This window comes from Sphingopyxis sp. GW821-FHT02C12 (assembly GCF_059421785.1).
In genome coordinates, this window is sequence record NZ_JBWKVQ010000001.1 from 1,507,893 (window position 1) to 1,532,654 (window position 24,762).

25 protein-coding genes and 1 tRNA gene are annotated in these 24,762 nt (G+C 66.4%); 10 read left to right on the forward strand and 16 right to left on the reverse strand.

Translation table 11 applies throughout. From position 1 onward, the window contains the following. Positions 1-2: 2 nt before the first annotated feature. From AC07U1_RS07125 to AC07U1_RS07140, 4 genes are read right to left on the reverse strand one after another with little or no spacing between them, the layout of a single operon-like run. Positions 3-248 (reverse strand): GlsB/YeaQ/YmgE family stress response membrane protein, encoded by a 246-nt coding sequence (locus AC07U1_RS07125; RefSeq protein ID WP_187139599.1) that lies wholly within the window; start codon positions 246-248, stop codon positions 3-5. Continuing rightward, entirely contained in the window at positions 245-1,450 is a 1,206-nt protein-coding gene (locus tag AC07U1_RS07130) for a M20 metallopeptidase family protein (protein WP_495177011.1), read from the reverse strand. The genes AC07U1_RS07125 and AC07U1_RS07130 overlap by 4 nt, the downstream gene beginning before the upstream one ends. After that, complete coding sequence (locus AC07U1_RS07135; RefSeq protein WP_495177010.1) at positions 1,419-2,810, reverse strand: SRPBCC family protein; 1,392 nt, start codon at positions 2,808-2,810, stop codon at positions 1,419-1,421. The genes AC07U1_RS07130 and AC07U1_RS07135 overlap by 32 nt, the downstream gene beginning before the upstream one ends. Continuing rightward, on the reverse strand, positions 2,807-3,760 hold the full coding sequence (locus AC07U1_RS07140; protein ID WP_495177009.1) for an acyl-CoA desaturase: 954 nt from the start codon (positions 3,758-3,760) through the stop codon (positions 2,807-2,809). Before AC07U1_RS07140 ends, AC07U1_RS07135 begins: the two co-directional genes overlap by 4 nt. Positions 3,761-3,849: 89 nt before the next feature. Between AC07U1_RS07140 and AC07U1_RS07145 the strand changes: the two genes are divergently transcribed. Beyond that, positions 3,850-4,176 carry a metalloregulator ArsR/SmtB family transcription factor gene (locus AC07U1_RS07145; RefSeq protein WP_495177008.1) on the forward strand — a complete coding sequence of 109 codons (327 nt, stop codon included), beginning with the start codon at positions 3,850-3,852 and terminating at the stop codon, positions 4,174-4,176. Positions 4,177-4,204: 28 nt separating this feature from the next. On the opposite strand, the gene AC07U1_RS07150 is transcribed toward AC07U1_RS07145, so the two are convergent. Then, positions 4,205-4,927, reverse strand: a complete 723-nt coding sequence (locus tag AC07U1_RS07150; protein WP_495177007.1) for a helix-turn-helix domain-containing protein — start codon at positions 4,925-4,927, stop codon at positions 4,205-4,207. A 145-nt stretch (positions 4,928-5,072) separates the two neighbouring features. Here AC07U1_RS07150 and AC07U1_RS07155 point away from each other — a divergent pair, with 145 nt between their 5' ends. Genes AC07U1_RS07155 through AC07U1_RS07170 form a run of 4 tightly spaced genes read left to right on the forward strand, consistent with a single transcriptional unit; the run spans position 5,073 to position 6,739 of the window. After that, entirely contained in the window at positions 5,073-5,327 is a 255-nt protein-coding gene (locus AC07U1_RS07155; RefSeq protein ID WP_495177006.1) for a hypothetical protein, read from the forward strand. 11 nt (positions 5,328-5,338) lie between these two features. Next, entirely contained in the window at positions 5,339-6,187 is an 849-nt protein-coding gene (locus AC07U1_RS07160; RefSeq protein WP_495177005.1) for a hypothetical protein, read from the forward strand. After that, the gene (locus AC07U1_RS07165) at positions 6,174-6,509 is read left to right on the forward strand and encodes a hypothetical protein (protein ID WP_495177004.1); all 336 of its coding nucleotides are present in this window, start codon (positions 6,174-6,176) and stop codon (positions 6,507-6,509) included. Before AC07U1_RS07160 ends, AC07U1_RS07165 begins: the two co-directional genes overlap by 14 nt. Next, entirely contained in the window at positions 6,509-6,739 is a 231-nt protein-coding gene (locus AC07U1_RS07170; RefSeq protein WP_056342637.1) for a hypothetical protein, read from the forward strand. The genes AC07U1_RS07165 and AC07U1_RS07170 overlap by 1 nt, the downstream gene beginning before the upstream one ends. Positions 6,740-6,748: 9 nt before the next feature. On the opposite strand, the gene AC07U1_RS07175 is transcribed toward AC07U1_RS07170, so the two are convergent. After that, a complete protein-coding gene (locus AC07U1_RS07175; RefSeq protein WP_495177003.1) occupies positions 6,749-7,288 on the reverse strand; it encodes an RNA 2'-phosphotransferase in 540 nt (179 codons plus the stop codon). A 5-nt stretch (positions 7,289-7,293) separates the two neighbouring features. Beyond that, the gene (locus AC07U1_RS07180) at positions 7,294-8,469 is read right to left on the reverse strand and encodes an acyl-CoA dehydrogenase family protein (RefSeq protein ID WP_495177002.1); all 1,176 of its coding nucleotides are present in this window, start codon (positions 8,467-8,469) and stop codon (positions 7,294-7,296) included. Between the two features lie 134 nt (positions 8,470-8,603). Here AC07U1_RS07180 and AC07U1_RS07185 point away from each other — a divergent pair, with 134 nt between their 5' ends. Further along, positions 8,604-9,860 carry a dipeptidase gene (locus tag AC07U1_RS07185; RefSeq protein ID WP_495177001.1) on the forward strand — a complete coding sequence of 419 codons (1,257 nt, stop codon included), beginning with the start codon at positions 8,604-8,606 and terminating at the stop codon, positions 9,858-9,860. Positions 9,861-9,945: 85 nt separating this feature from the next. On the opposite strand, the gene AC07U1_RS07190 is transcribed toward AC07U1_RS07185, so the two are convergent. Beyond that, positions 9,946-10,359: a DoxX family protein gene (locus AC07U1_RS07190; protein WP_187139586.1), complete on the reverse strand. Its 414-nt coding sequence runs from the start codon at positions 10,357-10,359 to the stop codon at positions 9,946-9,948. Positions 10,360-10,380: 21 nt separating this feature from the next. Between AC07U1_RS07190 and AC07U1_RS07195 the strand changes: the two genes are divergently transcribed. Further along, a complete protein-coding gene (locus AC07U1_RS07195) occupies positions 10,381-10,881 on the forward strand; it encodes a TlpA family protein disulfide reductase (protein ID WP_187139585.1) in 501 nt (166 codons plus the stop codon). Positions 10,882-10,985: 104 nt separating this feature from the next. Here AC07U1_RS07195 and AC07U1_RS07200 read toward each other — a convergent pair whose 3' ends face one another. Then, positions 10,986-12,278, reverse strand: a complete 1,293-nt coding sequence (locus AC07U1_RS07200; RefSeq protein ID WP_495177000.1) for an FAD-dependent oxidoreductase — start codon at positions 12,276-12,278, stop codon at positions 10,986-10,988. A gap of 159 nt (positions 12,279-12,437) precedes the next feature. Here AC07U1_RS07200 and AC07U1_RS07205 point away from each other — a divergent pair. Then, positions 12,438-12,511: transfer RNA gene (locus AC07U1_RS07205), tRNA-Gln, on the forward strand. 345 nt (positions 12,512-12,856) lie between these two features. Here AC07U1_RS07205 and AC07U1_RS07210 read toward each other — a convergent pair. The 6 genes from AC07U1_RS07210 to AC07U1_RS07235 all read right to left on the reverse strand — a co-directional run bounded on the left by AC07U1_RS07210 (position 12,857) and on the right by AC07U1_RS07235 (position 20,181). After that, positions 12,857-14,182: an MFS transporter gene (locus tag AC07U1_RS07210; protein ID WP_495176999.1), complete on the reverse strand. Its 1,326-nt coding sequence runs from the start codon at positions 14,180-14,182 to the stop codon at positions 12,857-12,859. Between the two features lie 36 nt (positions 14,183-14,218). Further along, a complete protein-coding gene (locus tag AC07U1_RS07215) occupies positions 14,219-15,367 on the reverse strand; it encodes a thiolase family protein (RefSeq protein WP_495176998.1) in 1,149 nt (382 codons plus the stop codon). Continuing rightward, positions 15,364-15,762: a Zn-ribbon domain-containing OB-fold protein gene (locus AC07U1_RS07220; protein WP_056342656.1), complete on the reverse strand. Its 399-nt coding sequence runs from the start codon at positions 15,760-15,762 to the stop codon at positions 15,364-15,366. Before AC07U1_RS07220 ends, AC07U1_RS07215 begins: the two co-directional genes overlap by 4 nt. A 111-nt stretch (positions 15,763-15,873) precedes the next feature. Beyond that, positions 15,874-17,847 carry an oxidoreductase gene (locus AC07U1_RS07225; protein WP_495176997.1) on the reverse strand — a complete coding sequence of 658 codons (1,974 nt, stop codon included), beginning with the start codon at positions 17,845-17,847 and terminating at the stop codon, positions 15,874-15,876. A gap of 20 nt (positions 17,848-17,867) precedes the next feature. Beyond that, a complete protein-coding gene (locus AC07U1_RS07230; RefSeq protein ID WP_495197672.1) occupies positions 17,868-18,881 on the reverse strand; it encodes a zinc-binding dehydrogenase in 1,014 nt (337 codons plus the stop codon). Positions 18,882-18,948: 67 nt separating this feature from the next. Beyond that, complete coding sequence (locus AC07U1_RS07235; protein ID WP_495176995.1) at positions 18,949-20,181, reverse strand: cytochrome P450; 1,233 nt, start codon at positions 20,179-20,181, stop codon at positions 18,949-18,951. A 361-nt stretch (positions 20,182-20,542) separates the two neighbouring features. Between AC07U1_RS07235 and AC07U1_RS07240 the strand changes: the two genes are divergently transcribed. Then, on the forward strand, positions 20,543-21,250 hold the full coding sequence (locus AC07U1_RS07240; RefSeq protein ID WP_495176994.1) for an SDR family NAD(P)-dependent oxidoreductase: 708 nt from the start codon (positions 20,543-20,545) through the stop codon (positions 21,248-21,250). Positions 21,251-21,277: 27 nt separating this feature from the next. Then, on the forward strand, positions 21,278-22,018 hold the full coding sequence (locus tag AC07U1_RS07245; RefSeq protein ID WP_495176993.1) for an SDR family NAD(P)-dependent oxidoreductase: 741 nt from the start codon (positions 21,278-21,280) through the stop codon (positions 22,016-22,018). Between the two features lie 166 nt (positions 22,019-22,184). Here the strand turns inward: AC07U1_RS07245 and AC07U1_RS07250 are convergent, their stop codons facing one another. Then, positions 22,185-24,674, reverse strand: coding sequence for a TonB-dependent receptor (locus AC07U1_RS07250; protein WP_056342676.1), 2,490 nt, complete (start codon positions 24,672-24,674; stop codon positions 22,185-22,187). Between the last annotated feature and the right edge of the window lie 88 nt (positions 24,675-24,762).

Below are 24,762 nucleotides of genomic sequence, written 5' to 3' on the forward strand. Positions count from 1 at the left end.
CGTCAGCCGCCGATCCCCAGCAACCGCCCAACAAAAATCAGCACGATCGCCCCGACCACCGAAGCGAAACACCCCGCGCCATGGAATTCGCGCTGGCCGCGTGAGGTGACGAGTCCCGCGAGCAAGGAGCCGCCGATGCCGAGCAGGATCGTCGCGATCCATCCCATCTCGACCGCGCCGGGGTAAAAGAACCGCGCCAGAGCGCCGATCAGCAGGCCGGTGATGATGGCGCCGATGATGTTGATCATGCCTCGAACCCTCCTTCCAGAAACCGCTCCGCCAGCGCCGCGTGCAGCGCCGCGCCGCGTGCCATGACCTTTTCGTCGAGGACCATGCGGTTCGAGTGCAGGCCGCAGCAGCTCCGCCAGTCGCTGCCCTGCTCGCTCGCGCCAAGCCAGAACATCGCGCCGGGCACCTTTTCGAGCACATAGGCGAAATCCTCGGCGCCCATTACCGGATGGTCCATCGTCATCCACGCCGCCTCGCCGAATGTCTCCTCGACGACGCGCTGGCCGAAGGCGGCGGCGCGGCTGTCGCAGACGGTGACGGGGAAACCCTCGACGATCTCCACTTCGGCGCTGCAGCCATGCGCCTCGGCGATCGCGGGGGCGAGGCGCTTCAACTCGGCGGCGACCGCGGCGCGGCGGTGAGGAGAGAGCGTGCGGATCGTGCCGAGCAGCTCGGCGGTTTCGGGAATGATATTGTTGGTCGTGCCCGCGCTGATCTTGGCGATCGTCACCACGGCGGGGTCGAAAACCGACACGCGGCGGGTGACCATCGTCTGGATCGCGGTGACGATCGAGCAGGCCACAGGAATGGGGTCGATCGCGTCGTGCGGCATCGAGGCATGGCCGCCGGCGCCCTTGACGATGATCGACAGCACGTCGGACGAGGCAAGCAGCGCTCCGGCACGCCCCGCGAACACGCCGTGCGGCGCATTGGGCATGATGTGCAGCGCGAAGGCCGCGTCGGGCAGCGGATCGATCAGCCCGTCGTCGAGCATGAAACGCGCGCCATGATGCCCTTCCTCGCCCGGCTGGAACATGAACATCACGGTGCCGGACAGGCGGTCGCGCGCGGCGCACAGCAGTTTCGCCGCACCGACGAGCATCGCGACATGGGTGTCGTGCCCGCAGGCATGCATCGCGCCGCTGGTTTCGGAGGTGAAGTCGAGTCCGGTGTCCTCGACCAGCGGCAACGCATCCATGTCGCCGCGCAGCAACACGGTGCGGCCGTTCGCGGGACCGCGCAGGATCGCGACCAGCCCGGTCGTCGACGGCCCCTCGCGAAATTCGAGCGGCAGCCCGGCGAGCGCATCCTTGATCTTCGCCAGCGTCTTGGGATTCTGCAGGCCGAGCTCGGGTTCGCGGTGGATCGCGCGGCGCAGGTCGACGAGGTCGGGAAGGATGGTGTCGGCCTCAGTCGGCCAGCTGTGCGTTGGATTGTCCATGTGGCGAGTGTGCCGCTGCGCGTGCCTCCTGTCGAGCCTCGGAGTCGCGTCGTACATCGGTGAGGACCCGCGTCACATTCTGCTTGATCGCCCAGCGCGCGATCGGTTCCCAATAGAGGCCGGGGTCGATGCGCAGGACATGGTCGGCGCGCGCGGTCAGCCGGGTGCGACCGCCGGGAAGCGGCACTAGGTCGAAGCGCGTCTCGCCGGTGTCGAAATAGCCGAACAGATGCGGGGTGTGGAGTTTCCTGTACGGGCTCATTTCCTCCATTGCGGGGGGCTGGCGGACGACGCGGAATGCCAGCGTGCGGCCGGGTTTCCAGACGGTGACGCGCTCGTCGGCGGTGCCGGTGGAAAAGGTGCCGATTCGGTGCGCGCCTTCGCCTTCGCCGGCGATGCGGCTCGCGACGGGATAGGCGAGGCCCGCGAGGCCGACGAGCCCGGGACTTTCGGCGACCGGGCGGTCGGCGGTCAGGCTGGCCCACACCGCCCCGGGCGGCGCGGCGATGGTGATGCTGGTGCGGGTGACGATCGGCAGCTCGGGCGGCATCGCGGCGTCGACCAGGAAGACCAAGGGCAGGGCCGCGACGCTGTAAAGCGGAGCCTGCGGTCCAAGCGGCTTCGCGACGCCGCGTCCGATGAGGCCGCCGACGATCGCGAGTCCCGCCGCGAGCGGCGCGATCAGCAGGATGCAGAGCAGGCCTTCGAGCGCGAGCATCAGCAAGGCGAGCGTGCCGAGCAGCCCCGCCAGCGCCACCGCGACGAGGGTTTCGCCGCGGCTGCGCAACGTGCCGCGGTTGACGATATAGCCGGTGATGACCCCGACCAGAAAGGGCGTGAGCACGAACAGGCCCCAGCCATAGGCGCCCATGGTCGCCCCGGACACCGCGACCGCGAGGACGATCAGCGCCATTCCCGCGACGGTTCCGCGCGCCAGCTGATGCGGCGTGGCGGGGTTGCCGACACGCTCGGGCGCGGGCGCTCCCGCGCGGCGGCGCCATAACAGGGTCAGGACGAATGCCGCGAAGATCTGGATCGTCGGCACCATCGTCAGCAGCGCCAGCCCTCCTCCGCGCCCGAGCCGGTCGGCGCGGCGCAGCGACAGGAAAACGAGCGCCGTCGATATCGCGAGGCAGAAGGCGAAGCCGCCGATCGCGACGAGCGGCGAAATCCCGGGCAGCATGGCGAGCTGGCGGATCGGAAAGAGCCAGAACATCCGGTCGAACGCCAGCGGGGCGGCGTGGCCGTAAAAGGCAAGCGCGACGAGGCCGTGTTGCGACAGGATCAGCGCTGCGGCGGCCAGCGCATAATGAATGGCATCGGGCAGTTCGGCGAGCAGGCGGTGCAGCAGGTTTTTCATCGCCCGCCGGCCCCCGCGAGCGTGGCGGCAGGCGCTGCGCCGGGCGCCACGACGCTCAGCCCACAGCGCGCGCCAAGCGTCGCGGGGGTCTGGACGTCCCACATCAGCCCGAGCCGCTCGCCCAGGCGGATGAAGGCGTAACCCCAGTCGCTCTGCCCGGGATGCAGCCCGATCCGCGCCGATCCTGGATAGGCGTGATGATTATTGTGCCACGCCTCGCCCATCGTCGGGATCGCCGCCCAGGGCACATCAAACGCCTGCACGCCATGCGCGTCGACGGTCCAGTGCTGCGGCCCGCGGTTGTGCGCGAGATGGCCGACGAGCCAATGGCCGTGATTGGCGACCGCGACCCGCGCGGCGACGCCCCAGATTACCCAGCCCCAGCCGCCGATCGCGAAGAATAGCAGCGCGACAGGCAAGTGCTGCCAGCGCCACGTCTTTTCCAGCCAGCCGTAAAAAGGGTCTCGGTCGAGTTCGCCGAAATCGAAGCGCGGCGGGTCGTCGAGGTCGAGGCGGCAGTAAATCTGCCACCAGGCATCGCGGACGATGTTTGTGCCATGGCGCAGGAAGGGGTGGCAATCGGCCTGCCGCTGCGCCCAGTCGCGCGTGTCGTGGGCGCGGACGATGCCATAGGGGCCTGCCATGCCGACGAAGGCGCCGAACCAGACGAGGGTGCGGGTCAGCCAGCGCGGCGCGGCGAAGCTGCCGTGGATCATCATCCGGTGGTACCCGACGCTGTGCCCCAGCAGCAGCGCGGCGCCGGTGGTGGCGAAGAAGAGCAGGATCGCCGAAGGGGTGAGGAAGAAGGGACCGGCGGCGAGCGCGACCAGCGCCATGCCGCCGTTCCAGACGATGCTCGGCAGGTCGGCGCGGACGGTGCCGGCACGCGGGTCGGGGCCGGACTCGTCGATCAGGAAGTTCACCGCATGGGGGTCCTGTTCGCTGCGCATCGCCCGACTCCTCTCATGCAAAGAATATAAGTAATTACTTAAATAAATTATTGCTTGTCAAGGGCGATCGGCTTGCCCATTTTGAGGCAATGGAACGGGTTTTTCAGGCATTGGCGTCGACGCCGCGGCGGCGGATTCTCGCCTATCTCGCGCATGCCGAACTCAGCGCGGGTGACATCGCGGCGCGCTTCGACATGAGCAAGCCCGCCGTGTCGCAGCACCTCTCGGTGCTCGAAAACGCCGGGCTGATCGTCAGCGAGAAGCGCGGCCAGTTCGTCTTCTATCGGCTCGTGCCCGATGCGCTGACCAATGTGCTCAACGGCTATGTTCAGGAAGTTTGCCCTGTTTCGCGTCCGCTGAAGGCCGAATCGCGCGCGCTGGCCGAGCAGCAGAAGGGCGAAGCGGCGGGCGACTAGCCACGACCACCGACGGGGGTGTCGCTGCCTAGACCAGCCGCATCAGGACCAGCTTTGCCGCCGCTTGCGCCCGATTGACCGCGTCGAGCTTGCGGCGCGCATTGTCGACATGGAAGCGCACGGTCGATTCGGCGAGTCCCAGGATCACCGAAATCTCCCAGTCGGTCTTGCCCTCGGCAACGAAGGCGAGGCAGTCGCGCTCGCGTTCGGTGAGCACGGGGTCGGGATCGTCGGCGAGGACGGTCGCTTCCAGGAGATATTCGGTGAGGAGCAGCCCAGCGAGTTGCACCGAGCGCCGGGCGGGGTCGGCGTCGCGATCGGAAAAGCCGATATGCGCCGACGCGATCGCGCCCTGCGGCCCATAGGATGTCGCGCACAGCGCCTCGCTCACATCCGCCTCGGCGAGGGCGTCCCAATAGGCGCCGAAGCGCGGATCGCCATGCGGCGCGAAATCGCCAAAGGCGTAGCGCGTCCGTCCCTCCATGATCGGTCGCAGCAACGGATTGCAGTCGAAACAGACATAGTTGAAGGCGGGGCTGCCGGGCCAATTTTCGGGCGCGATGCGGCGGACGACGCCGCCTGCGGCCCAGTGGCTCTTCGCGGTGAGGCGGGTCGTCGGCCGGCGATAGACGCGGGTCTGCAGATAGGTCACGCCGAGCGGCGCGGCGGCGGCGAAAAAGATGTCGCTGGCCTCGGCCGGAGATCTGTCCTGCCATGGGTCGACGATGTCCAGTATCTCGGCCGTAATCATCGCGTTCTCCGCGAATAGTGCCGCTCAATCGCGCAATGGACGGTTTTCCATCGTCGCGCATCGTCCGGCAACTCTCGAATCCGGGGGGTATTCATCGCCCGGTTCCGGCCAATAGATGCCTGATCCTCTATGCGGAGTCGAGATCATGACCGAATTAATCAGCGTCAATGTCTATCTGTCGAACTATGTTCATGGATCCGGAAACTACAAGATTTTCGTCGAGGGTCCGGGCGGAAATCAGGAGGCGCCGGGAGTCACGAGCGCGAACTTCAATCTGCAGAAGGACGGCCATTATTGGGCTTATGGCCAATATATCGGGGGCAACAGCACGCATGCGCGGCACGGGCATTCCTTCTTTGCCGGCAACAGCGCGATCAGCGTCGACATGAACCGCGACTAGGCGGCAAGGCGATGGCCAACCCCCTGTTCACTCCGCGCGGCCCGCCGCCGCCGTCCGCCGGACCCCAGCCGTTCCGCACCAAGGACGGCGAACTGAGCTTCCTCGTGCCCGAGGGGTGGCAGGCGACGGGGGCGATCCAGGTCGAACCGCCCGCGAACCGCTATGTCATCCTCGACGCCACCGGGCCCGACGATGCGTTGATCTTTTGCGGGCATCCCGACCTGCCGCAGCGCTATCTCGTTCCCGCACCGTGGCACGGGATGCTCCAGCCGGGGCGGCGCACCAAGTTCGGCGACGGGCCGACCGCGCAATGGCTGCTCCCGGCGCCGCTCGCGACGGCGCCGCAGATGGCGCAGCATCTCGCGACGCGGCGCTTCGGCGACCTCGTGCTGACCCATGTCGTGCCGCATCAGAAACTGCTCGACGACACGCGCAAGGGCGCCGCCGATGCCGGGGTCTTTCCGGGCTACATCGATGCCTGCGACGCCGGCTTTGCGTCGATCGACGGGCGCTTCGTCGGCCAGATCCAACTCGTCGTTTTCGGCGGCGGCAACCCCGGCGACACCTGGCAGGTCGAATATATATCGGGCTTCCGCTGCGTGCCCGACGCGCGCGGGGCGGTCGCCGCGCTGTTCGACGAGGTGATGGCCTCGATCGTCATCGGCGCCGAATGGCAACGCAAAAACCCCGACGAAGTGTCGCAGGATGCGCTCGACAGCTTCGATGCCAAGCATCGTGCCGCTGATGCTGCCGATCGCTATGCGCTTGTCACGCACCGCAATGCGGTGGACGCGATCCGCGACGGCATCCTCGGCGCGATCAAGGGGCGCAAGCCGGGGGGCGATCGTGGCAACCTCTGATATGGTCGATCCGCTCGCGCTGTTCGGCACGATCATGACCTTGTCGCGCGATGCCGCCGCCGAAGCGCGCGCCGAGCTCGGCAATTTGCAGGCGGCCTATCTCGATCAGGGCAATCCGGTGCCGGAGGCGCTGCTCGACCTGTGGCGCTGCCGCGTCGTTCATTGGGAAGCGCTGATCGCCGCCCTGGCGTCGCTGGCGCATGGCACGGCGCACGCACCCGCGGTCGATGCCGTCACCGCGCCGCTGCTGGCGTGGCTGGCGATGGTCAAACCCGACGCCCCGCCTGCCGGCGGCGGTGTAGCGCACAGAAGGGACGCATGATGACGACCGAACTGAAACTGTCGACCTTGTCGGTGGGCAAGCCGGAAGTGGGACACCCGCTCAACGGCGAGGTCGCGTTCGTCGCGCGGGAGCAGGCCAAGGGCTATGGCGTCATGGCGCGGGTGATGTTCAATTTCGACTTCGACGAAGGCGCATCCTTCACCGACATCGAAGCGACGGTGAAGCGCGAGGCCAAGCTATGGTTCCAACGCTGCGCCGACATGCTTTGAAGGGCTCGCTCAGTCTGCGCGTTCGATGAACGCCGGCGGGACATGATCGACCAGCCAGACGCCGTTGCTCGAAACGCGAAACTCGGCGCCCGCGGCGGCGAGTGCGGCGGCCGAAATCCTTAACAGGATCGGCTTCCCGCGCCGCGCGCCGACGATCAAGGCCGTGCGTTCGTCGGGCGACAGATGGACATGGTGCCGCGCCATCGGCTGCAAGCCCTCGGCCATGATCGCGGGCAGATATTTCTCGACCGTGCCGTGGAACAGAAATTCGGGCGGCGCGGTCACCGGCCAGCCGAGGTCGATCGGGATCGAATGCCCCTGCCGTGCGCGGATCAACTGGCCGTCGGGCGAGATTTCGAAGCGGCTCTTGTCGCTCTCGGCGACGACGCGTTGCAGGTCTTCTGCGGCGTGCGGCAACTCCGCGCGCGCCAGCGCCTCGATTACCGCGTCGACCTCGGCCCAGCCCGCCGGGTCGATGGCGATCCCGCCCGCGTCGGGCCGGTGTCGCAGCCAATAGGAAAGCGACTTCGACATTTTCTTGTCGTCCATGGCGCCTAACGCCTGCCGCCGAACAATTGCCGCCCCGCCAGGTCGAGCATGATCTCCTCGCTGCCGCCGCCGATCGCGTTGACGCGGACCTCGCGGTAGATGCGCTCGACTTTACTGCCGGTGATGTAACTCGCGCCGCCAAGCACCTGCGCCGCCTCGCGCGCGACGGACTCCAGCATCCGCGTCGCCTGCACCTTGAGCATCGCGAAGTCGGCGGGTCGGTCCTTGCCGTTCTTGACCTGCCAGGCGGCGAGGTCGACCCACGCCTGCGTCGCCTCGATCTGGCGCTCCATGTCGGCGAGCTTGATGCGGATCGACTGGTGGCCGACGAGCGGCTTGCCGAAGGTTTCGCGTTGCTGTGCCCACTCGGCCGCTTCGGCGAGAGCGACGCGCGCATAGGCGCAGCAGCCCATGGCCATGCCGAGCCGCTCGCTGTTGAAATTGCGCATGATGCCGATGAAGCCGCCATTCTCGGGCCCGATCAGATTTTCGGCGGGGACGCGGACGTCGCTGAAGTGAATCGCGGCGGTGTCGCTGCAGCGCCAGCCCATCTTGTCGAGCCTTGTGCGCTCGACGCCGGGCGCATCCATCTCGATCAGCAGCAGCGAGATGCCCACAGCACCCGGGCCGCCGGTACGCACCGCGCAGGTCAGCCAGTCGGCGCGCATGCCGCTGGTGATGAACATCTTGCCGCCGTTGACCACATAGTGATCGCCGTCGCGCACGGCCGTGGTCTTGAGGTTCGCGACGTCGCTGCCGCCGCCCGCCTCGGTGATACCGAGCGCGATGATCTTGTCGCCCGCGAGCACCGGCGGCGCGACGCGTTGCTTCAATTCCTCCGAGCCGAGCGCGAGGATCGGCGGCAGGCCGATACCATGCGTCATCAGCGACGCGCCGAGCCCGCCCGCGCCGACCGCGGCGAGCTCCTCGGTCAGCACCAGCCCGTGAAAATTGTCGAAGCCTTCCGAATGGCCACCATATTGCTCGGGATAGCGCAGCCCCAATATGCCCGCCTCGGCGGCCTTTTTGTGCAGCTCGCGCGGCAATTCGCCCTCGGCCTCCCAGCGGTCGATATGCGGTGCGATCTCGCGCTCGACGAACCGCCGCACGCTCTGCGCCAGCGCCTCATGGGTTTCGTCATAATAGGGCGAACGTGCGCGCCAGTCGTCGAAAGCTGTCATGGCGCGATGCTGCGCGGGGCTTACGTAAACGTCAAGCGACGTTTCCCTGACCGCGAAACTGCATAGCATATGCCTTCCCGTTATACGAGCCGTCTCGGGCTTGCACCGCGCCATCAACCCATTAGGGTCGCGCCATGAACAAGTCGCACCTGCTCGCCGGCCTCGCCGCCTTCGCCCTGATCTCCACCCCCGCCCTGGCCCAGAAGACCCCCGAGGCGATCGCCGAGGCGGCGCTCAAGAAGGCGCCGGTCTTCGACGGGCATAATGACGTGCCGTGGGAGCTGCGGGGCAGCGTCGGCAACGTCATCAACGATTTCGACTTCAACGACACCACCAGGCCCAAGCCCGACGGAAGTGTGATGCACACCGACATCCAGCGGCTGCGCAAGGGGCATGTCGGGGCGCAATTCTGGTCGGTCTATGTGCCGTCGAATACGAACGAGCAGCAGGCGGTGCAGCAGACGATCGAGCAGATCGATGTCGCGAAACGGCTGATCGCGCGCTACCCGAACGACCTCGGCTTCGCCCAGACCTCGGCCGAACTCGAAAGCCAGATGAAGGCGGGCAAGGTCGCGGGCATGCTCGGGGCGGAGGGCGGCCAGTCGATCGGCTCGTCGCTCGCGGTGCTGCGCCAGCTTTACGGCATGGGCGTGCGCTATATGACGCTGACCCACGGCAAGACCACGCCCTGGGCCGACAGCGCGACCGACGCGCCGCAGCACGACGGACTCACCGATTTCGGCAAGCAGGTCGTGCGCGAAATGAACCGCATCGGCATGATCGTCGACCTCAGCCATGTCAGCGAAGCGACGATGAAGGACGCGCTCGAGGTGTCGAAGGCGCCGGTGATGTTCAGCCATTCGGGGGTGCGCGCGGTCAACGACCACCCCCGCAACGTCCCCGACTCGGTGCTGCCCGCGGTGAAGGCGAACGGCGGCGTCGTGATGGTCGTGCTCTATGCGGCCTTCCTCGATCCCAAATTACGCGAACATGGCCTGTCGCGCACCGCCCAAAAGGCGCGGCTCGATGCGCAATATGTCGGCAACCCCGATGGCGCCGCCGCGGCGCTCAAGGCGTGGGACGCGGCGAACCCGCCGCCGCAGACGCCGATCGGCATCGCGGCCGACCATATCGACCATCTGAAGAAGACGATCGGCGTCGATCATATCGGCATCGGCGGCGATTATGACGGGATGGACGCGACCCCGGTCGGGCTGGAGGATGTCACCGGCTATCCGCGCCTGTTCGCCGAACTCGCGCGGCGCGGCTATACGCAGGCCGAGCTCGAGAAGATTTCGAGCGGCAACATGCTGCGCGTGCTGAAGGCGGTCGAGGCCTATGCCGCAAGCCAGAAGGGCCAGCCGCCGATCGAGACGCCCGTCGCGAAATAACGCCCCGTCGCCCCCGCGCAGGCGGGGGCCGCTATCGGCTTGGTCTTGCACCGCTGCGTAAACCGACAGCGGCCCCGGGCGACTGTCATTTCTTGGCGAACGGCCAGTCGGTCACCCCGCCCGCCCACAGCGCCCACCAGATGATCACCGGCTGCAGCGCGAGACGCGGGCCATGGTACCACCAGCTCAGCGTCTCGCCGCCGATCGCGACATGGGCGAACGCGTGGTGGAAATTCGCGGGCCAGACGCACAGCGCATAGAGAGCGAGGCCCCAGCCCGCCGCCTTGCGCACCTGCGGGATCATCAGCCCCGCCGCACCGGCGAGTTCGGCGACGCCGGTCGCGGCGACGACGTCGGCGGGAAAGGGCACCCAGGACGGGGTGATCGCCAGAAAAGGCGCGGGGGTCGCGAGGTGGCGATAGCCCGCATAGGCATAAGCGAGCGCGAGCAGCCAGCGCAGCGCGGTGCGGACCGGGCTTTCGGGCTTGCCTGGACTCATGTTTTTTCGTCTAGTCGTGCCATGAAGATCATTCCTGCCCGCCTGCTGTTCGCGCCGCTCGCTGCCCTGCTGCTGCTCGGCGCCTCGCCGGGCAAGACGCCGACCCCGGGCTTTGCCGCCCCGGCCTTCACCCTCACCACCTTCGACAAGCGCAAGGTGACGCTGGCCGAGATGAAGGGCAAGGTCGTCGTGATCAACTATTGGGCGACCTGGTGCGCGCCGTGCAAGGCCGAAATGCCGATGATGCACCGCTATTTCAAAGCCAATCAGGCGCGCGGGCTCGAGATGTTCGGGGTGACGACCGAGGACAGCGTTCCCAAGGCGCAGCTGAAGAAGGTCAGCGACGTGCTCTCCTATCCGCTGTCGAACCGAATGACCGGCAATTATGGGTCGATCGATAATGCTGTGCCCTCGACCTATATCATCGACCGCAAGGGCATCGTCCGCCACGCGAAGAAGGGTGCTTACACCGACCGCGAGTTCAAGGCGGCGCTCGACCCGCTGCTGGCGGAAGCGCCCTAGGTTCCCCACCCCCGTTCGTATCGAGCGAAGTCGAGATACGTTTGGCGGCTTATGCGGTCGCGTGTCTCGACTTCGCTCGACACGAGCGGAAAGAGAAGCCGACCCTACCGTCCGATCGCCGCCAGCATCGCTTCGACGCTGGTGAATTTTTCGCGCGGGTTGCCGTCTAGCGCGGCGGCGACTTCGGCGGCTTCGATCTTGCGCCAGTCGCGAAAGGTCACCGGCACGACATCGCGGCTCGCGAGCAAGGCGTCGAGTCCCGCGCGTCCCGCCTTGCCGCCGCCGCGTCCGACATCCTCGATCACCATTTCGGCGATGCGGATACCGTCGGGCTTGTTGGTGCCGATCGTCCCCGACGGCCCGCGCCGCGCCCAGCCGACGCAATAAAGGCCCGGCAGGATCCGCCCGTCGGTGTTGGCGAAGCGTCCGCGACCATGCTCATAGGGCACGCCCGGGATCGGCGGGGTCTGGTACCCGATGCAGCTCACCACCAGCCCTGCTTCGATCGTGTAGGTTTCGCCGGTCGCGACCGAGCGCAGTTCGGCGTCGAGTTTGGTGCGTTCGATGACGACACGCTGGACCTTGCCGTCCCCCTCGATCGCCACCGGCATCGCGAAGAAATCGAAATCGATCGTCACCGGCTTGGCGACGGGGTTGGCGCTGAAACTGCGCAAATGCGTCACCGACTTGCGCATCCCGGGTTCGAGCAGCGCATCGTCGCCCTCGGGCGGCAGGTCGGCGGGGTCGACGCGCGGGCTGGCGCGTTCGAGATGCCCGAGTTCGCCGAGTTCCTTGGGCGTCATCGCGATCTGGTGCGGCCCGCGGCGGCCGAGAATATGGATATGGCGCACCGCGCTGCCCGCCAGCGTCTCGCGCGCGTGCGCGACGATGTCGCTGCCGGCGAATTCACCCGGCGTCTTGGCGAGGATGCGCGCGACGTCCAATGCGACATTGCCGTTGCCGATCACCGCGACCCCGGCGGCGGTCAGCTGCGGGTCGAGGCCTGCGAAATCGGGGTGGCCATTGTACCAGCCGACGAAGGCCGCGCTGCCGATCACCCCGGGCAAATCGGCACCCGGAATGTCGAGCGGCCGGTCGTTCGGTGCCCCGGTCGCGAGCACGACCGCGTCGTAAAGCCCGACCAGCTCGTCGATCGTCACGTCGGTGCCGACCGAGACATGGCCGACGAAGCGGACATTGTCGGCGAGCGCGACGCCTTCGTAACGGCGCGACACTGCCTTGATCGACTGGTGGTCGGGCGCGACCCCGGTGCGGATCAGGCCATAGGGGACGGGCAGGCGGTCGATGACGTCGACGGCGATGTCCTCGGCTTTCTGCAAGGTTTCGGCGGTGTAATAGCCGGCCGGACCCGAACCGACGATCGCGACATGACGCATTCAGCCCACTCCTTCGGGGTGTCCGCATGGGTCAGCGGCCCCCTTGTCTTGTTATGCGGCGATGCTAGCGGCGATTTGCGACAGAGCAAGGGGCAGCGATCGACAGGCCGCAACGGCCTTGACAGCGGGCATGCGGAATCATAATGCGCCCGCCTCTGCTGCCCTGTCGTCTAATGGTAAGACTGCGGTTTCTGATACCGCCTATCGAGGTTCGAATCCTCGCGGGGCATCCAGAGCTTCAATAAACTATTGAAATGCTGGAGAAGCTCCTTCCTCCGTGCGTCTCCTTCCACATCTGCGATACATGCGCCAAACAGGTGGATCGCAAAATCGACTTGGACCGCTGCGTTGGCTGCAAAATGATTCGGCGCACCCTTGTACCAGAGGGTCTGCTTTGCGCCTCGATGTCGGGCGTTCGGCAGTTCCACAGCTAATCTGCAAAGCCGTCGTTCGTCTATTGTTTCCAGGGAGCCGCGGCGCACAGGTGCCGAACTTCCGCGCGGATCTCTGGGAAATGCATGCTATAGAATAGGGCTGAACGGTACGCGGTTTTGATCCCGCCTGGCATTCGGACGTCGCTATCGGTCTATATTGTTCGTCGTCAGCAATGCGTCGCGAACGGCGTTCCGTCCTGCCAGCAGAATGGCCGAGGCGGCGGCGAGCGCCGCCGTGGATACCGTGGCCAGTGACGCCGATAGCGACGCGAAGACATGGTCGCTAAGTAGCCCGATGACGAGTGGCCCGAACCCCATCCCCAGCACTGTCACGACGAGCAGATACAGCGCCATGGCCCGCCCGCGCATCGTCGCCGGCGCCAGCAGCTGCACCGTCGTCGCCTGGAGTCCGCCGAGCATCGAGGAGAGGAAGGCGCCGATCCCGAGCAGGACGAGCACCGTCGGCGTGTGGGGCAGCATATAGGCCGCCCCGAACGCCAGCGCCTGCGGCGGCAGGGTCGCGAGTACGAGCAGGATCGGGGCATGCACGATCCCGCGCCGCGTCATCCGGTCGGAGAGGAGGCCGCCGCTGAGGACGCCGACAAAGCCGCATAGCCCGACGATCACCCCGAGCGAGAGGCCGATGTCGGGCGCCGCCATGCCATGTTCGCGCGCGAGCAGCGCCGGTCCCCACAGCATCGGGATATAGCCGGCGATGACGATCGAGCCGAAGCCGAGGAAGACCGTCGCAAAGGCCCGGGCGTTCGTCCGGATCGTCGCGAGCAGCACGCCGAAGCCCGGAACCTCGGCCCGCGCCGCCGTCCGCGGCGCTTCGCGCATCGTCGTGAGCAGTAGCAGCGCGAGCGGCAGGCCAAGCAGCCCGACGGCGAGCATCGCGAGCCGCCAGTCGCTGACCGTTCCCAGCGCGCCGAGCGAGACGCTCGTCTCTGCGGCCCAATCGGCGAGCATGCCGCCGAAACCCATCGCCAGCCCGCCGCCGAGCACGACCCCCGACGAATAGAGCGCGATAGCGAAGGCGAGCCGCTCGGGCGGGAAGCGGTCGGCGATCGTCGAGAGCGCGGCGGGCGACAGCGTCGCCTCGCCGACCCCGACGAGCGCGCGCATGACCAGCAGGCCCCCGAAGCCGCCGATCAGTCCGCTCCCAGCGGTGGCCAAGCTCCAGCCGATAAGGCCGAGGACGATCAGGTTGCGCCGGTTGAAGCGGTCGGCGGCTGCGCCAAAGGGCAGGCCCAGCACGGTATAGAAGAGCACGAAGCCGAAGCCGACGAGCAGGCCGATTTCGGTATCGCCAAGATCGAATTCCGCGCGGATCGGTTCGGCAAGCAGACTGATGAGCACCCGGTCGAGGAAGGACAGGATATAGGTCAGCATCAGCAGCAGCACGACATAATAGCTGTAGCGCAGGTTCGGCGTCCCGGGCGCGGTGGCCCTCTGGTCCTGTTGCTGCAATTCTGGCTCCTTCAGCGCGCAAAGGCGGTTTGGGCGTTAGCGCGTGACGATCGCGACCGCCGACAGGCCCGGCGCGCCATAGACATGGCTGTATCCGACCTTGGGATCGCGCGGCACCTGGCGTGCGCCCGCGCGGCCACGCAGTTGCTGGACATTTTCATAGACCTGGCGGAGCCCCGACGCGCCGACCGGCTCGCCGCAGGCAAGGCAGCCGCCGTCGGTGTTGATCGGCAGCTTGCCGCCGATCTCGCTCCAGCCGTTGGCGAACCACTCCTCCTGCTCGCCGTCGGCGCAGAAGCCGTTCTCGGCCATGTGCATGATCTCGGCGCCGCTTTCGGTGTCCTGCAACTGCGCGACATCGACGTCACCGGGACCGATGCCCGCCTGTTCGAACGCGGCCTGGCTGGCGAGCACGGTGGGCTTACCGCCGGGCGGCGTGCGGATCGACGGCGCGAAGACCTCGAACGAACCTTCGGGGCGGGTGCGAAAGGCGATGCTGTCGATCCGCACGCCGTCGCTTCCGAGCTCGCGCAGCTTCTTTTCGCTGGCGAGGACGAGCGCGACCCCGCCCTCGGCGGGCGAGCAGAACATATATTTGGTCAGCGGATCGTTGACCATCGGCGCATTGAGGATCGTCTCGATGTCGACCGGCGAACGCCGCCAGGCATGGTCGCACAGCGCGCCGTTGCGGAACGCCTTTTCGGCGACCCGGCCGAGCGTCTCACGGCTGATGCCGTGCAGCTTCATGTAGCGCTGGATCTTGAGCGCGAAGAACTGCGTCGTCAGCATCATGCCGGTCTCGCCATACCATGCGGGAAGGCCGTAGTTCGACGGCTTGGCGTTGAAGGCGCCGCGTTCATGCTTGTCGAAGCCGACCGCAACCGCGACGTCGCACATTCCCGACGCGATAGCATTATGCGCCGCGGTCAGCGCGCTGCCTCCGGTCGCGCAGCCGTTGGCGACGTTGATGAAGGGCAGGCTGGTCAGCCCGAGGTCGTTGACCATGATGTCGGCCGACCCGGCGGCGATCGAGCCGCCGCTGGCGAAGCCGATGTCGGCCCATTCGATCCCCGCGTCGGCAAGCGCCTGACGCAGCGCAAAGACGCCCTGCGCGCGCCCCGACCGCCCCTCGGTCCGGCCAAAGGCATGGATGCCCGCGCCGATGATATGGACGTTCTCGCTCATGCGCGCTGCTCCGGACGAAAGGCAAAGGTGCTGCGATGGTCGTCGAAGGGGACGATCACGAGCTGCATCGGCATCCCGAGCTCCAGCCGGTCGATCGACGTTTCGACGATGCGGCTCTCGACGATCACTTCATTCGCCAACTCTATATAGCCGAGCAGAAAGGGCTCGAACGGCTCGGGACCGGCAAAGGGCGACTTGGGCTGAAACTCCTGGCTGGTCCACGACCAGAGGGTTCCGCTGGTCGCAAGCGCGACGCGTTCGAGCGGCTCCAGCGGCTCGTCGGGCAAGGGAAAGACGATTTCGCCATTGGCCTTCCGGCCGCCGATCAGGCGCGGTGGCGGGCCGTCGTCCCACAATCCTGCGGCGATCGGGGAAAGCCCCTGCGCGTTGTCCATATCCCCACCCATTCTCGTTGCGCCGGGCCTGATTACCTGTGCGGACGAATCATTTATATAACGCGCAATACATTTGCAACAAAATGGATGCGATGCCCGGCGGGCGTTGATTCAGGCTGCGGCGCCCGCGAGATTGCCTTCGCGGATGGCGGCGAGCAGAAAGCGCGGCGCGTTGGCATCACCCACCAGCGATACCGCGACGCCGCTCTCCTGCAGCGCCTCGGCAAGATCGCGGCTCGGCCGGTTGCGCGAGACGAAGACGACCGTGTCGGCCGGCACGCTGAGCGTCGCGTTGCTGTTCGCGGGCAGGAAGGTCGGCGCGATCACGACATGATCGGGGCCGATCGACAGCGCGCGCATCCGCGTGTGGAGCGTGAACTTGCCTTCGTGCAGCCGGCGCAGCGCGGGCTCGGTCATCAAGGCGCTTTCGACCAGCGGGGCGAAGGAAATATGCCGCGTGATAAAGGTGACCTCGGCGCCGCGTTCGGCGAGATATTCGGCGCAGGCGATCGCTTCATAATGGCCGCTGTCGTCGATCACGACCGCCGACTTTCCGGGGGCGCGGTTGGGCGACAGGAACAGGTCGTTCGACGACAGCACATGCGGCTGCGCGAAGCCCGTAATCGGCTCGCCCGGATTGGACAGCTGGATGCCGTCCATGCGCGGCATCGAACCCGTGGCGAGGATGACCTTGTCGGGCGCCTCGGCGAGAATGTCGTCGATATCGAGATAGCTGCTGGTGCGGACGTCGACGCCAAGGCGATAGACCTCGTCCTGCAGCCAGACGAGGATGTCGCGGATGCCGGCACGAGTCCGGGCGATGGCGGCGAGCTTGGCGCTACCGCCGAGGTCGGACTCGGCTTCGGCGAGCACGACCTGATGTCCGCGCAGCGCCGCAACGCGGGCGGCCTCCATCCCGGCGGGGCCGCCGCCGATGATCAGGATCTTCGCCGGCTGGTCGGCCGGCGCTAGCCGGTCGTCGCCCATCTTGAGCTCATAGCCCACCGCCGGATTGACGACACAGCCCATGCGGTTCGGGGGCGCCTGCAACTGGCCGATGCAGCCCTGGTTGCACCCAATGCACGGGCGGACCTGCTCGGGATGGCCGGCGAGCGTCTTTTCGACGAGATCCGGGTCGGCGATCGTCGCGCGGACCATCGCGACCATGTCGCCGTCGCCGGCGCGGATCGCCTGATCGGCCTCCTCGAGCGTGCGGTATCGCCCGACGACCATCGTCGGCACATTGAGCTGCGAGGTGATCGGGGTGGTGACGGGCATCTCGAACCCCATGGGTTCGTGCATCCCGCCGATCGTCTTGTCCATCGTCTGGAAGGTGCCCGACGAGATGCTGACATAATCGACGAGGCCCGCAGTCTCGGCCATTTGCGCGAGCGCCAGATTATCCTCGACGCCGACCCCGCCCTCCAGCATGTCGGGCGACAGGCGGATGCCGACAACGAAACCGGCGCCGACGCTGGCGCGGATCGCGGCGAGCGCCTCCATCGTGAAGCGCGCGCGATTTTCGAGCGATCCGCCATAATCGTCGGTGCGGTCATTGGCATAGGTCGACAGGAATTGCTGCGGCAGGAAACCGTGGCCGCAATGGAATTCGACCCCCTCGCAGCCCCATTGTTCGAGCTTCGCCGATGCCGCCGCATAGGCGCCGACCATAGAGTCGATCATCGTCTTGGTCATCGGCACGGGGGCAACGCCGCTGGTCACGCCCGGCTGGTCGCACGGCGCCCAAGGCGGCGATCCGTCGAGCGTGCGGCCATGCTGGCCGGCGTGGAACAACTGCTGGAACACGCGCATGCCGTTCGGGCGCAGCCGGTCCATCATGCGCGGATATTTTTCGGCGAGCGACGGGTCGATCATGTTGAGCGCCGCGAGCGACGAAGGATGCACCGACATCGCCTCGATCACGCTCAAGCCGACCCCGCCGCGCGCGCGCGCCTCGTGATAGGCGACCAGGTCGTCGCTCAGCGTGCCGCCGCCGATGGCGGTGGTGTGCGCGGAGCGAAAGACGCGGTTCTTGATCTCGACCGTGCCGATGCGGATCGGCGTCATAATATGCGTGAGGGCCATGGCTTTTCCGCTCCGTTCGATCAGGATGCCGGGTCGATGGCGACGATCATCTTCCCTTTGTTCTGGCCCGCGAAGAGCGACACGAAGGCGTGCGGGGCATTGTCGAGTCCGTCGACCACCGTTTCCTCCCACACCAGCTCGCCCGCCGCGAGGTGCCGCGCGAGATCGCCAAAGGCCTCCTTGCCGCGGTCGAACCACATGCCGACGTTGAGCCCGACGATCGTGATCCCCTTTTCGGAGATTTTGAAGAACTCGCCTGGACCCGCGCAATAATTGGGGGTGTTATATTGCGAGATGGCGCCGCACACGACGATGCGCCCCTTGGGCTTCATCGCGGTGATCGCAGCATCGAGCGTCGGGCCGCCGACATTGTCGAAATAATGGTCGATTCCGGCGGGACATTGCTTCGCCAGAAACGCCGTAAGGTCGGTGGTGGCATAATTGGCCACCGCATCAAGGTGCAGCACGTCCTTGAGCCAGGCAACCTTTTCGTCGGTGCCGGCGGTGGCGATTACGCGGCAGCCGCGCCGTTTGGCAAGCTGCGCCGCGACCGAGCCGACCGCGCCCGCGGCGCCAGAAACGAAGACGGTCTCGCCGGCCTTGGGCTCCAATATATATTCGATCCCCGCATAGGCGGTGAGCCCTGTCAGCCCCAACAGGCCGAGATACCAACTCGGGCGCCCGACGTCCGCCGCGACCGGCTGGACCGCAGCGGCATCGGCGACGAAGCGGTCGCGCCAGCCGAACTGGCTGGTCACCATCGTCCCGACGGGCAGCGCGGGAGCGCGTGAGGCCTCGACGATGCCGACGGCGCCGCCGGTCATCGCGTCGCCGACCGGCTTGGCGGCGCTGACGCCGTTCCGGTCGCTGAGCGCGAGGCGCATATAGGGGTCGACACTGATATAGCGATTGCGAACCTGTACCTGGCCTTCGCCCGGTTCGGGCAGTGGGCGTTCCTCGACCGCGAAATCGTCGACCGAAATATCCGCTCCCGGCCGCCGGGCCAGAACAACCATCCGCGCCTTTTCGTTCATCATATCATCCCGATCGATATTGGATGGCCCGCGCCAGGGGGCGCAGCGCCGATTGCCTTGTGCGGCGTCAGACGTCCCAGGCGACCGGCAGCTCGCCGATGCCGTTGAAGATCGGGATGCGGTGATCCTTCTTCATCGGGCCGTCGAAGCGCAAATTTGGCAGCCGTTCGAGGATGGTTTCGAGGAACAGCCGCGCCTCGATCCGCGACAGCGGCGCGCCGCGGCAGATGTGGATGCCATAGCCGAAGGCGAGATGCTTGCGGACGTCGGCGAGATCGCGGTCGAGGTCGAATTTTTCGGGGTTGGGGAACACTGTCGGGTCGAGGTTGGCGGCCGCCCACATCATCATCACCTTGGTGTCGGGCTGGATGGTCAGCGGTCCGACGGTGACTTCCTCATTATTGGTACGGAACAGCCCGTGGAGCGGTGATTCGACGCGCAGCGACTCTTCGATCGCGAGCGGGACGAGATCGGGATTCGCCTTCAGCTTCGCGAACTGCTCAGGCGAGCTCAGCAGCTGATAGAGCAGGCCCGACAGCAGGATCGTCGTCGTGCCGCTGCCCGCGGCGAGCAGGAAGTTGCAGAAGGCGAGAATCTTGTCGTCGGTGAGCCGGCGGCCTTCGATTTCGGTGGTGATGAAGCGGGTGAGCAGATTGTCGTCCGCCTGCGCTTCGCCCGACGCCAGCTTGCGCTTCACATCGGCCAGATGGTCCGACAGGAAGCTGTCGGCAAAGGCGTTGCGCGACGGCGGGCGCACCGGATTGGGCGCCAGCATCTGGCCGATCGAGCCGACGAAGCCCTCGCGATAGGCGTCGATCCCCTCATCGTCGATCGCCTTGCCGAACATGGCGAAAATCACCCAAAGCGGCAGTGGCTCCGAAATTTCCTTGTGAATGTCGCAGCGGCCGTTGGCGATGAAGCTGTCGATGCGCTCGTTGAGGAACGCCTTGATGCCGGGGATAAAGGATTCGAAATAGACCTTCGAAAAGGCCTTGCCGACCAGCCGCGCCTCGAACGTATGTTCGGGCGGGTCGACGCTGACGAGGACCCCGGGGGTCTCGGGCGACTGATATTGCAGCGCGGGGCCGAGCTTGCTGCTCCACAGCTTGGTGTTGGTGCAGGCTTTGACGATGTCCTGATGCTTGCCGATCGCGTAGAAATCGCCGGCCGAGGAATGCGCATAGGGGCATCCGCTCGCGTGCATCTGGGTATAGATGTCCTTGAAATTCTCGGCGAACGCCTCCGAATTCATGTCGACTTCGACGACGCCGTCGACCGGACAGGTTCTCGCCTCGCTCATTATGCTCGCTCTCCCTTTGCCGAAGGTTTCCGCCTTCGCACATCGCGTCTTTGCGCCCGTCAAAACTATCACGCGCTTCATTCTTGTCAAGGCGGCGCATGGCGCTTTCCCGACCCGCGGCGCGGAAGCAGCTTTCGGAAAAATGCAGGAAAAATCGCAGATTGAACGTACAATCCGCGGGTAAGCGCGCCGCCGGTCGGCGCCTGGCCGCTTCCGCTTTGCGCAGCGGACGGCTTGCATGCCCGAAAAAAATATATCATACACTACTTTTGTCGGAAGGCGTCGCAAATATGCGGGCCGGGCTGGCGGGGCACGCGGTCGCCGCGCTGTCCGCGGCAGCCGAGCATGTCGGGAGAGACGCATGAATTTCGAGCAATGCCGGCCACTGGTCACCGGCTCGTCGCGCGGTATCGGACGCGCCTTTGTCGATGCATTTCTCGATGCGGGCGTGCCGAAACTTTACGCCGGCGTTCGGAACGCGGAAGCGGCGGCGGCCGTCGCCGCGATCGACCCGCGCGTCCACCCCGTGGTCGTCGATACGACCCGGCCCGAGCAGGTCGAGCAGGCGGCGCGCGAGGCCGGCGACGTCACCGTGTTGGTGAACAATGCGGGCGTTCTCCATTATGCCGGCTTCCTGAGCGCGCCCGACCTCGACCAGGCGCGGCACGAGATGGAGGTCAATTATTTCGGCCCGCTCGCGATGGCGCGCGCGTTCGCACCCGCGCTGATCCGGTCGAAGGGCACGATCGTCAACATCCTGTCGATCGCCGCGCTCACCTATATGCCGCTTGTCGGTAGCTATAATGCGTCGAAGGCGGCGGCGCGTTCGATGACGCAAGGGCTGCGCGTCGATTTCGCCGGAGAGGGGGTCGCGGTCATGGCGGTCTATGCCGGCGGCTACGACACCGGGATGCATCTCGAAACCACCGACAAGACGCAGCTCAATCCGCCAAGCGTGCTGACCGGGGCGGTGCTCGACGCGTTGGCGAAGGGCGGGGTCGACGAACTTTTCCCCGACGCTGCGGCGCGCGGGCTGGCGCAGCGGTTGGGGCTGATCGCGGCTGCCTGAGAGTCATCGCGGACGGGAGGAACGGCAATGGCGGCTTTTGAGGGGCAGGTCGTGCTGGTTTCCGGCGGTGCGACCGGGCTGGGCGCGGCGACGGCGACCCTCGCGGCCGAGGCCGGTGCGCGCGTCGCGATCTTCGACGTCAACGAAGCCGACGGCCTAGCCGTCGCGCGCGCGACGGGTGGACGCTTCTGGCACGTCGATGTGGGTTCCGCCGACGAATGGACGGCGGCGGTCGCGGCGGTGACCGCCGAGCTGGGGCCGATCGGCTTTGCGCATCTGAACGCCGGCATCATGACCCGCCCGCTCGACGTGGCGCTGTCGGTGCCGCCGATCGAGGATTTCGCGCTCGGGCGCTACGAGGCGCTGCGCCGCGTCAATATCGACGGCGTGGTGTTCGGGTTGCAGGCGCTGCTGCCCGGCATGGCGCGGCACGGCGGCGGGGCGATCACGATCACCAGTTCGATGGGCGGTCTGGCGCCGATCCCCTTCGACCCGATCTATTCGCTGACCAAACATGCGTTGGTCGGGCTGGTGCGCAGCCTGGGCGCGGCGCATCCGTCAGGGCCCGTGCGCATCAACGCCATCTGCCCCGGCGGCTTTACGAGCGATCTGTTCCCGCCGCAACTGCACACGCCCGACAGCCTCACGCCGCAGGACGTGGCGATCGAGGTGCTCGATCTGCTCGCCAGCGGGGCGACCGGCGAAACGCGGCTGATGCTGAAGAAGGGCGTGCCGGCGCAGGCTGTGTCGCCGTCGCTCGGGCAATAGTCACTTAAGCTTTCGACAATGGCCGGAGCCTTGCCCGGGGGCGGGGTGGGCGTGTGCCGATACGCGGGCCGCGCCGACCGGCGCCTCGCCGCCGCGCCGGGCAAAGAAAAAGGCGCCTCCCGAAGGAGGCGCCGAGTTTGCCCTAGAGAGTTGCCCGGGGTTTCTGTCAGAAGCGGAAGGTCGCTTGCAGCGTCACGAGCCGCGGGACCGGCGAGTCCGCCATGATGTCGCCGGCGGTGCCGAGCGGCTTGTCGGTCGTCGCCGGCGGATGCCAATTGCTGTCGAACAGGTTGGTCGCGATCAGTGCGAACTGCCAGCTGTCGTCGAGCCGGCTGAGGCGCAGCGACGCATTGACGATCTCGTGCGATTCCTGACCCGGCGAATAGGGAATCTGCCAAGCGGGGGTCTTGTTGTAGATATAGCCGTCTACGGTAAAACCGACCGCCCAGTCGCTGCTGATCGGGGTTTCATAGCTGACCCCGACGATCGCCTGGAACGGCGCGGGGCCATAGCGCAGGCCCGTCATGTAGCGCGCCTTGCCGGTGCCGACCCCGGTCGAATAGCAGGCGCCGGGGGTCTTCGTCGTTCCGGGCGCCGCGACCGGAAGCACCGTCTGTCCGGCGTAGCATTGCGCGCCGTCGAAATCGGTGAACTTGAGGTCGGCATAGGAGGCCGCGAGACGCAGCGTCAGGTCCTGCGACGCGCGGAAGCGGATCTGGCCCTCGATTCCCTGGTTGCGCGACCCGCCGGCATTCTGGGTGAAGAAGGACGTCGTTGTCGCATCGAAGGTCTGCACCTGCAGCCCGTCATAATTGTAGCGATAGGCCGTGAGGTCGCCGGTCAGCTTTCCGCCCAGCAGCGACGCCTTGATCCCGACTTCGCCGCCCTCGACGGTTTCCTCGTCGAACAGGAACGGACGGTTCGGGTCGGGGAGCGTCGAATAATTGGCGACGGTCGACGGGTTCGATGCGCCGCCTGACAGATAGCCGGTCTTGTAGGCGCCATAGATGGTGACGTCGGGGGTCACCTTCCAGGTCAGCGTCGCTTCGGGCGACACATTCTCGCCCTCGAACTCGGGCTTGTAGCGGAAGCCGACGGGCGAGAAGGACGGCAGGCGGTTGAAGATGTTGCCGATATTCGTCGACTTTTCTTCGCGCGTCCAGCGGGCGCCGCCCGCAAGCTCGAGGTTGTCGAGGATCGACCAGCGGAGCTGGGCAAAGGCCGAATAGGTCTTGCCGCGGCTCTGGCCGGTCGAGATCAGCGTGTCGTAGATGCCGTTGAACTCGCCGGGGCCGGTGAACGGGCCCAGCGCCGCGATCTTGGTGCCTGCGACATATTGCCGCCGTTCGTTCTGGTAAAAGAGACCCGCCGAAAAATTGATCGGTCCGTCATAGTTGGAGACCGCACGGAATTCCTGCGAGAACTGCCAGCCCTTGTCGCGCTGCGTGTTCGTCGCCTGGCCAAAGACCGTATAATCGAAATTGTCGAACGCGCTGTTCTTATAGTCATAATAGCCGGTCACCGAGGTGAGGTCGATCGCGCCGACCGCGAGGTCGAGCGTCAGCGACGACAGCGACACGCGCGTCTTGCTGAACGGCTTTCCGTCCTCGGGGCCGTTGTAGAGGTTGCGCGTCACCTGCAGTGGCGGCAGTCCGTTCGACGTCACATTGTTGGCGACGCAGTCTCCGAACGGATCGCGGATGCCATAGGAGGTCGGCGCCGTGCCGCCGCAGTGGACGACCTCGCGCGTGCCCGATCCGCCACGGTTGCGTTCGGTCGAATAGAGCGACCGCAGCGTGACGGTGAAATTATCGGAGGGCTTCCACAGCGCTGTTCCGCGCACCGCGCTCGACTTGGTGCCGGGGCCCCATTCATATCCCGACCCCGGCAGGATCAGGCCCGCTTCGGCGGGGAACGGATCGGCGATCGGTTCGCCGACATAGCGCAGATAGCCGTCCTGCATCCGGCTGACGCGCCCTGCGACGCGCACCGCGAAATTGTCGCCGACGGGCAGCGTGAGCGCGCCTTCGATCGACGGCGTATTGGTCTTGAACTGATATTGCGCGGTTGCATAACCCTCGATCTCGCCGCCCAGCTTGGGCGTCGCACTGAGAATCGACACGACCCCCGCCGGGCTGTTGCGGCCGAAGAACAGCGCTTGCGGCCCCTTCAGCACTTCGATCCGTTCGAGGTCGAACTGCGCCATGGTGACGACGCGGCCGCGCGTCAGCTGGACGCCGTCGAAGTTCATCGCCACCGGCTGTTCGTTGCCAAGGTCGTTGGCGAGGTTGCCGACGCCGCGGATCGAAAAGCTGCCGCCGCTCGACGACGAGGGGGTGCGGGTCAGCTGGACGCCGACCACCTGATTGGCGATTTCGGAAAGGTCGCTGGTCGCATAGCGCTGCAGCGCCTCGCTCGACAGCGTGGCGGCCGCGACGGGGACGTCGATTAGCCGTTCCTGCGTCCGGCGCGCGGTGACGATGATCTCGTCGTCGCCTGCGGCACTGCGCTGGGCGGGCGCGGGCTTCGGCTCGCTATCCTGCGCCTGCGCGGCGACGGGACAGAGCGTTGCGATGGCGAGCAGCGAAGCGCCCCAGCCAAGCTTCCATTTCGACGCCCTGTCCATGGCGCCAGACAGATTTGACGGATTCGTCATGAATTGATCCTCCCTCTCCCAGTGCATCTTGCGTGCATCGCCTCCTAAATGGAGGACGTGTTATACAAATAGATGGTTGGATCGATTG

Excerpts from the sequence above, each read along its gene's own strand:
- AC07U1_RS07135 (WP_495177010.1), bottom strand. The coding sequence starts at position 2,810 with ATGAAAAACCTGCTGCACCGCCTGCTCGCCGAACTGCCCGATGCCATT.
- AC07U1_RS07155 (WP_495177006.1), top strand. The coding sequence starts at position 5,073 with ATGACCGAATTAATCAGCGTCAATGTCTATCTGTCGAACTATGTTCAT.
- AC07U1_RS07245 (WP_495176993.1), top strand. The coding sequence starts at position 21,278 with ATGGCGGCTTTTGAGGGGCAGGTCGTGCTGGTTTCCGGCGGTGCGACC.
- AC07U1_RS07145 (WP_495177008.1), top strand. The coding sequence starts at position 3,850 with ATGGAACGGGTTTTTCAGGCATTGGCGTCGACGCCGCGGCGGCGGATT.
- AC07U1_RS07180 (WP_495177002.1), bottom strand. The coding sequence starts at position 8,469 with ATGACAGCTTTCGACGACTGGCGCGCACGTTCGCCCTATTATGACGAA.
- AC07U1_RS07235 (WP_495176995.1), bottom strand. The coding sequence starts at position 20,181 with ATGAGCGAGGCGAGAACCTGTCCGGTCGACGGCGTCGTCGAAGTCGAC.
- AC07U1_RS07160 (WP_495177005.1), top strand. The coding sequence starts at position 5,339 with ATGGCCAACCCCCTGTTCACTCCGCGCGGCCCGCCGCCGCCGTCCGCC.
- AC07U1_RS07250 (WP_056342676.1), bottom strand. The coding sequence starts at position 24,674 with ATGACGAATCCGTCAAATCTGTCTGGCGCCATGGACAGGGCGTCGAAA.
- AC07U1_RS07150 (WP_495177007.1), bottom strand. The coding sequence starts at position 4,927 with ATGATTACGGCCGAGATACTGGACATCGTCGACCCATGGCAGGACAGA.
- AC07U1_RS07140 (WP_495177009.1), bottom strand. The coding sequence starts at position 3,760 with ATGCGCAGCGAACAGGACCCCCATGCGGTGAACTTCCTGATCGACGAG.
- AC07U1_RS07230 (WP_495197672.1), bottom strand. The coding sequence starts at position 18,881 with ATGAACGAAAAGGCGCGGATGGTTGTTCTGGCCCGGCGGCCGGGAGCG.
- AC07U1_RS07225 (WP_495176997.1), bottom strand. The coding sequence starts at position 17,847 with ATGGCCCTCACGCATATTATGACGCCGATCCGCATCGGCACGGTCGAG.
- AC07U1_RS07130 (WP_495177011.1), bottom strand. The coding sequence starts at position 1,450 with ATGGACAATCCAACGCACAGCTGGCCGACTGAGGCCGACACCATCCTT.
- AC07U1_RS07190 (WP_187139586.1), bottom strand. The coding sequence starts at position 10,359 with ATGAGTCCAGGCAAGCCCGAAAGCCCGGTCCGCACCGCGCTGCGCTGG.
- AC07U1_RS07170 (WP_056342637.1), top strand. The coding sequence starts at position 6,509 with ATGACGACCGAACTGAAACTGTCGACCTTGTCGGTGGGCAAGCCGGAA.
- AC07U1_RS07125 (WP_187139599.1), bottom strand. The coding sequence starts at position 248 with ATGATCAACATCATCGGCGCCATCATCACCGGCCTGCTGATCGGCGCT.
- AC07U1_RS07195 (WP_187139585.1), top strand. The coding sequence starts at position 10,381 with ATGAAGATCATTCCTGCCCGCCTGCTGTTCGCGCCGCTCGCTGCCCTG.
- AC07U1_RS07200 (WP_495177000.1), bottom strand. The coding sequence starts at position 12,278 with ATGCGTCATGTCGCGATCGTCGGTTCGGGTCCGGCCGGCTATTACACC.
- AC07U1_RS07240 (WP_495176994.1), top strand. The coding sequence starts at position 20,543 with ATGAATTTCGAGCAATGCCGGCCACTGGTCACCGGCTCGTCGCGCGGT.
- AC07U1_RS07220 (WP_056342656.1), bottom strand. The coding sequence starts at position 15,762 with ATGGACAACGCGCAGGGGCTTTCCCCGATCGCCGCAGGATTGTGGGAC.
- AC07U1_RS07175 (WP_495177003.1), bottom strand. The coding sequence starts at position 7,288 with ATGGACGACAAGAAAATGTCGAAGTCGCTTTCCTATTGGCTGCGACAC.
- AC07U1_RS07215 (WP_495176998.1), bottom strand. The coding sequence starts at position 15,367 with ATGAGCGAGAACGTCCATATCATCGGCGCGGGCATCCATGCCTTTGGC.
- AC07U1_RS07185 (WP_495177001.1), top strand. The coding sequence starts at position 8,604 with ATGAACAAGTCGCACCTGCTCGCCGGCCTCGCCGCCTTCGCCCTGATC.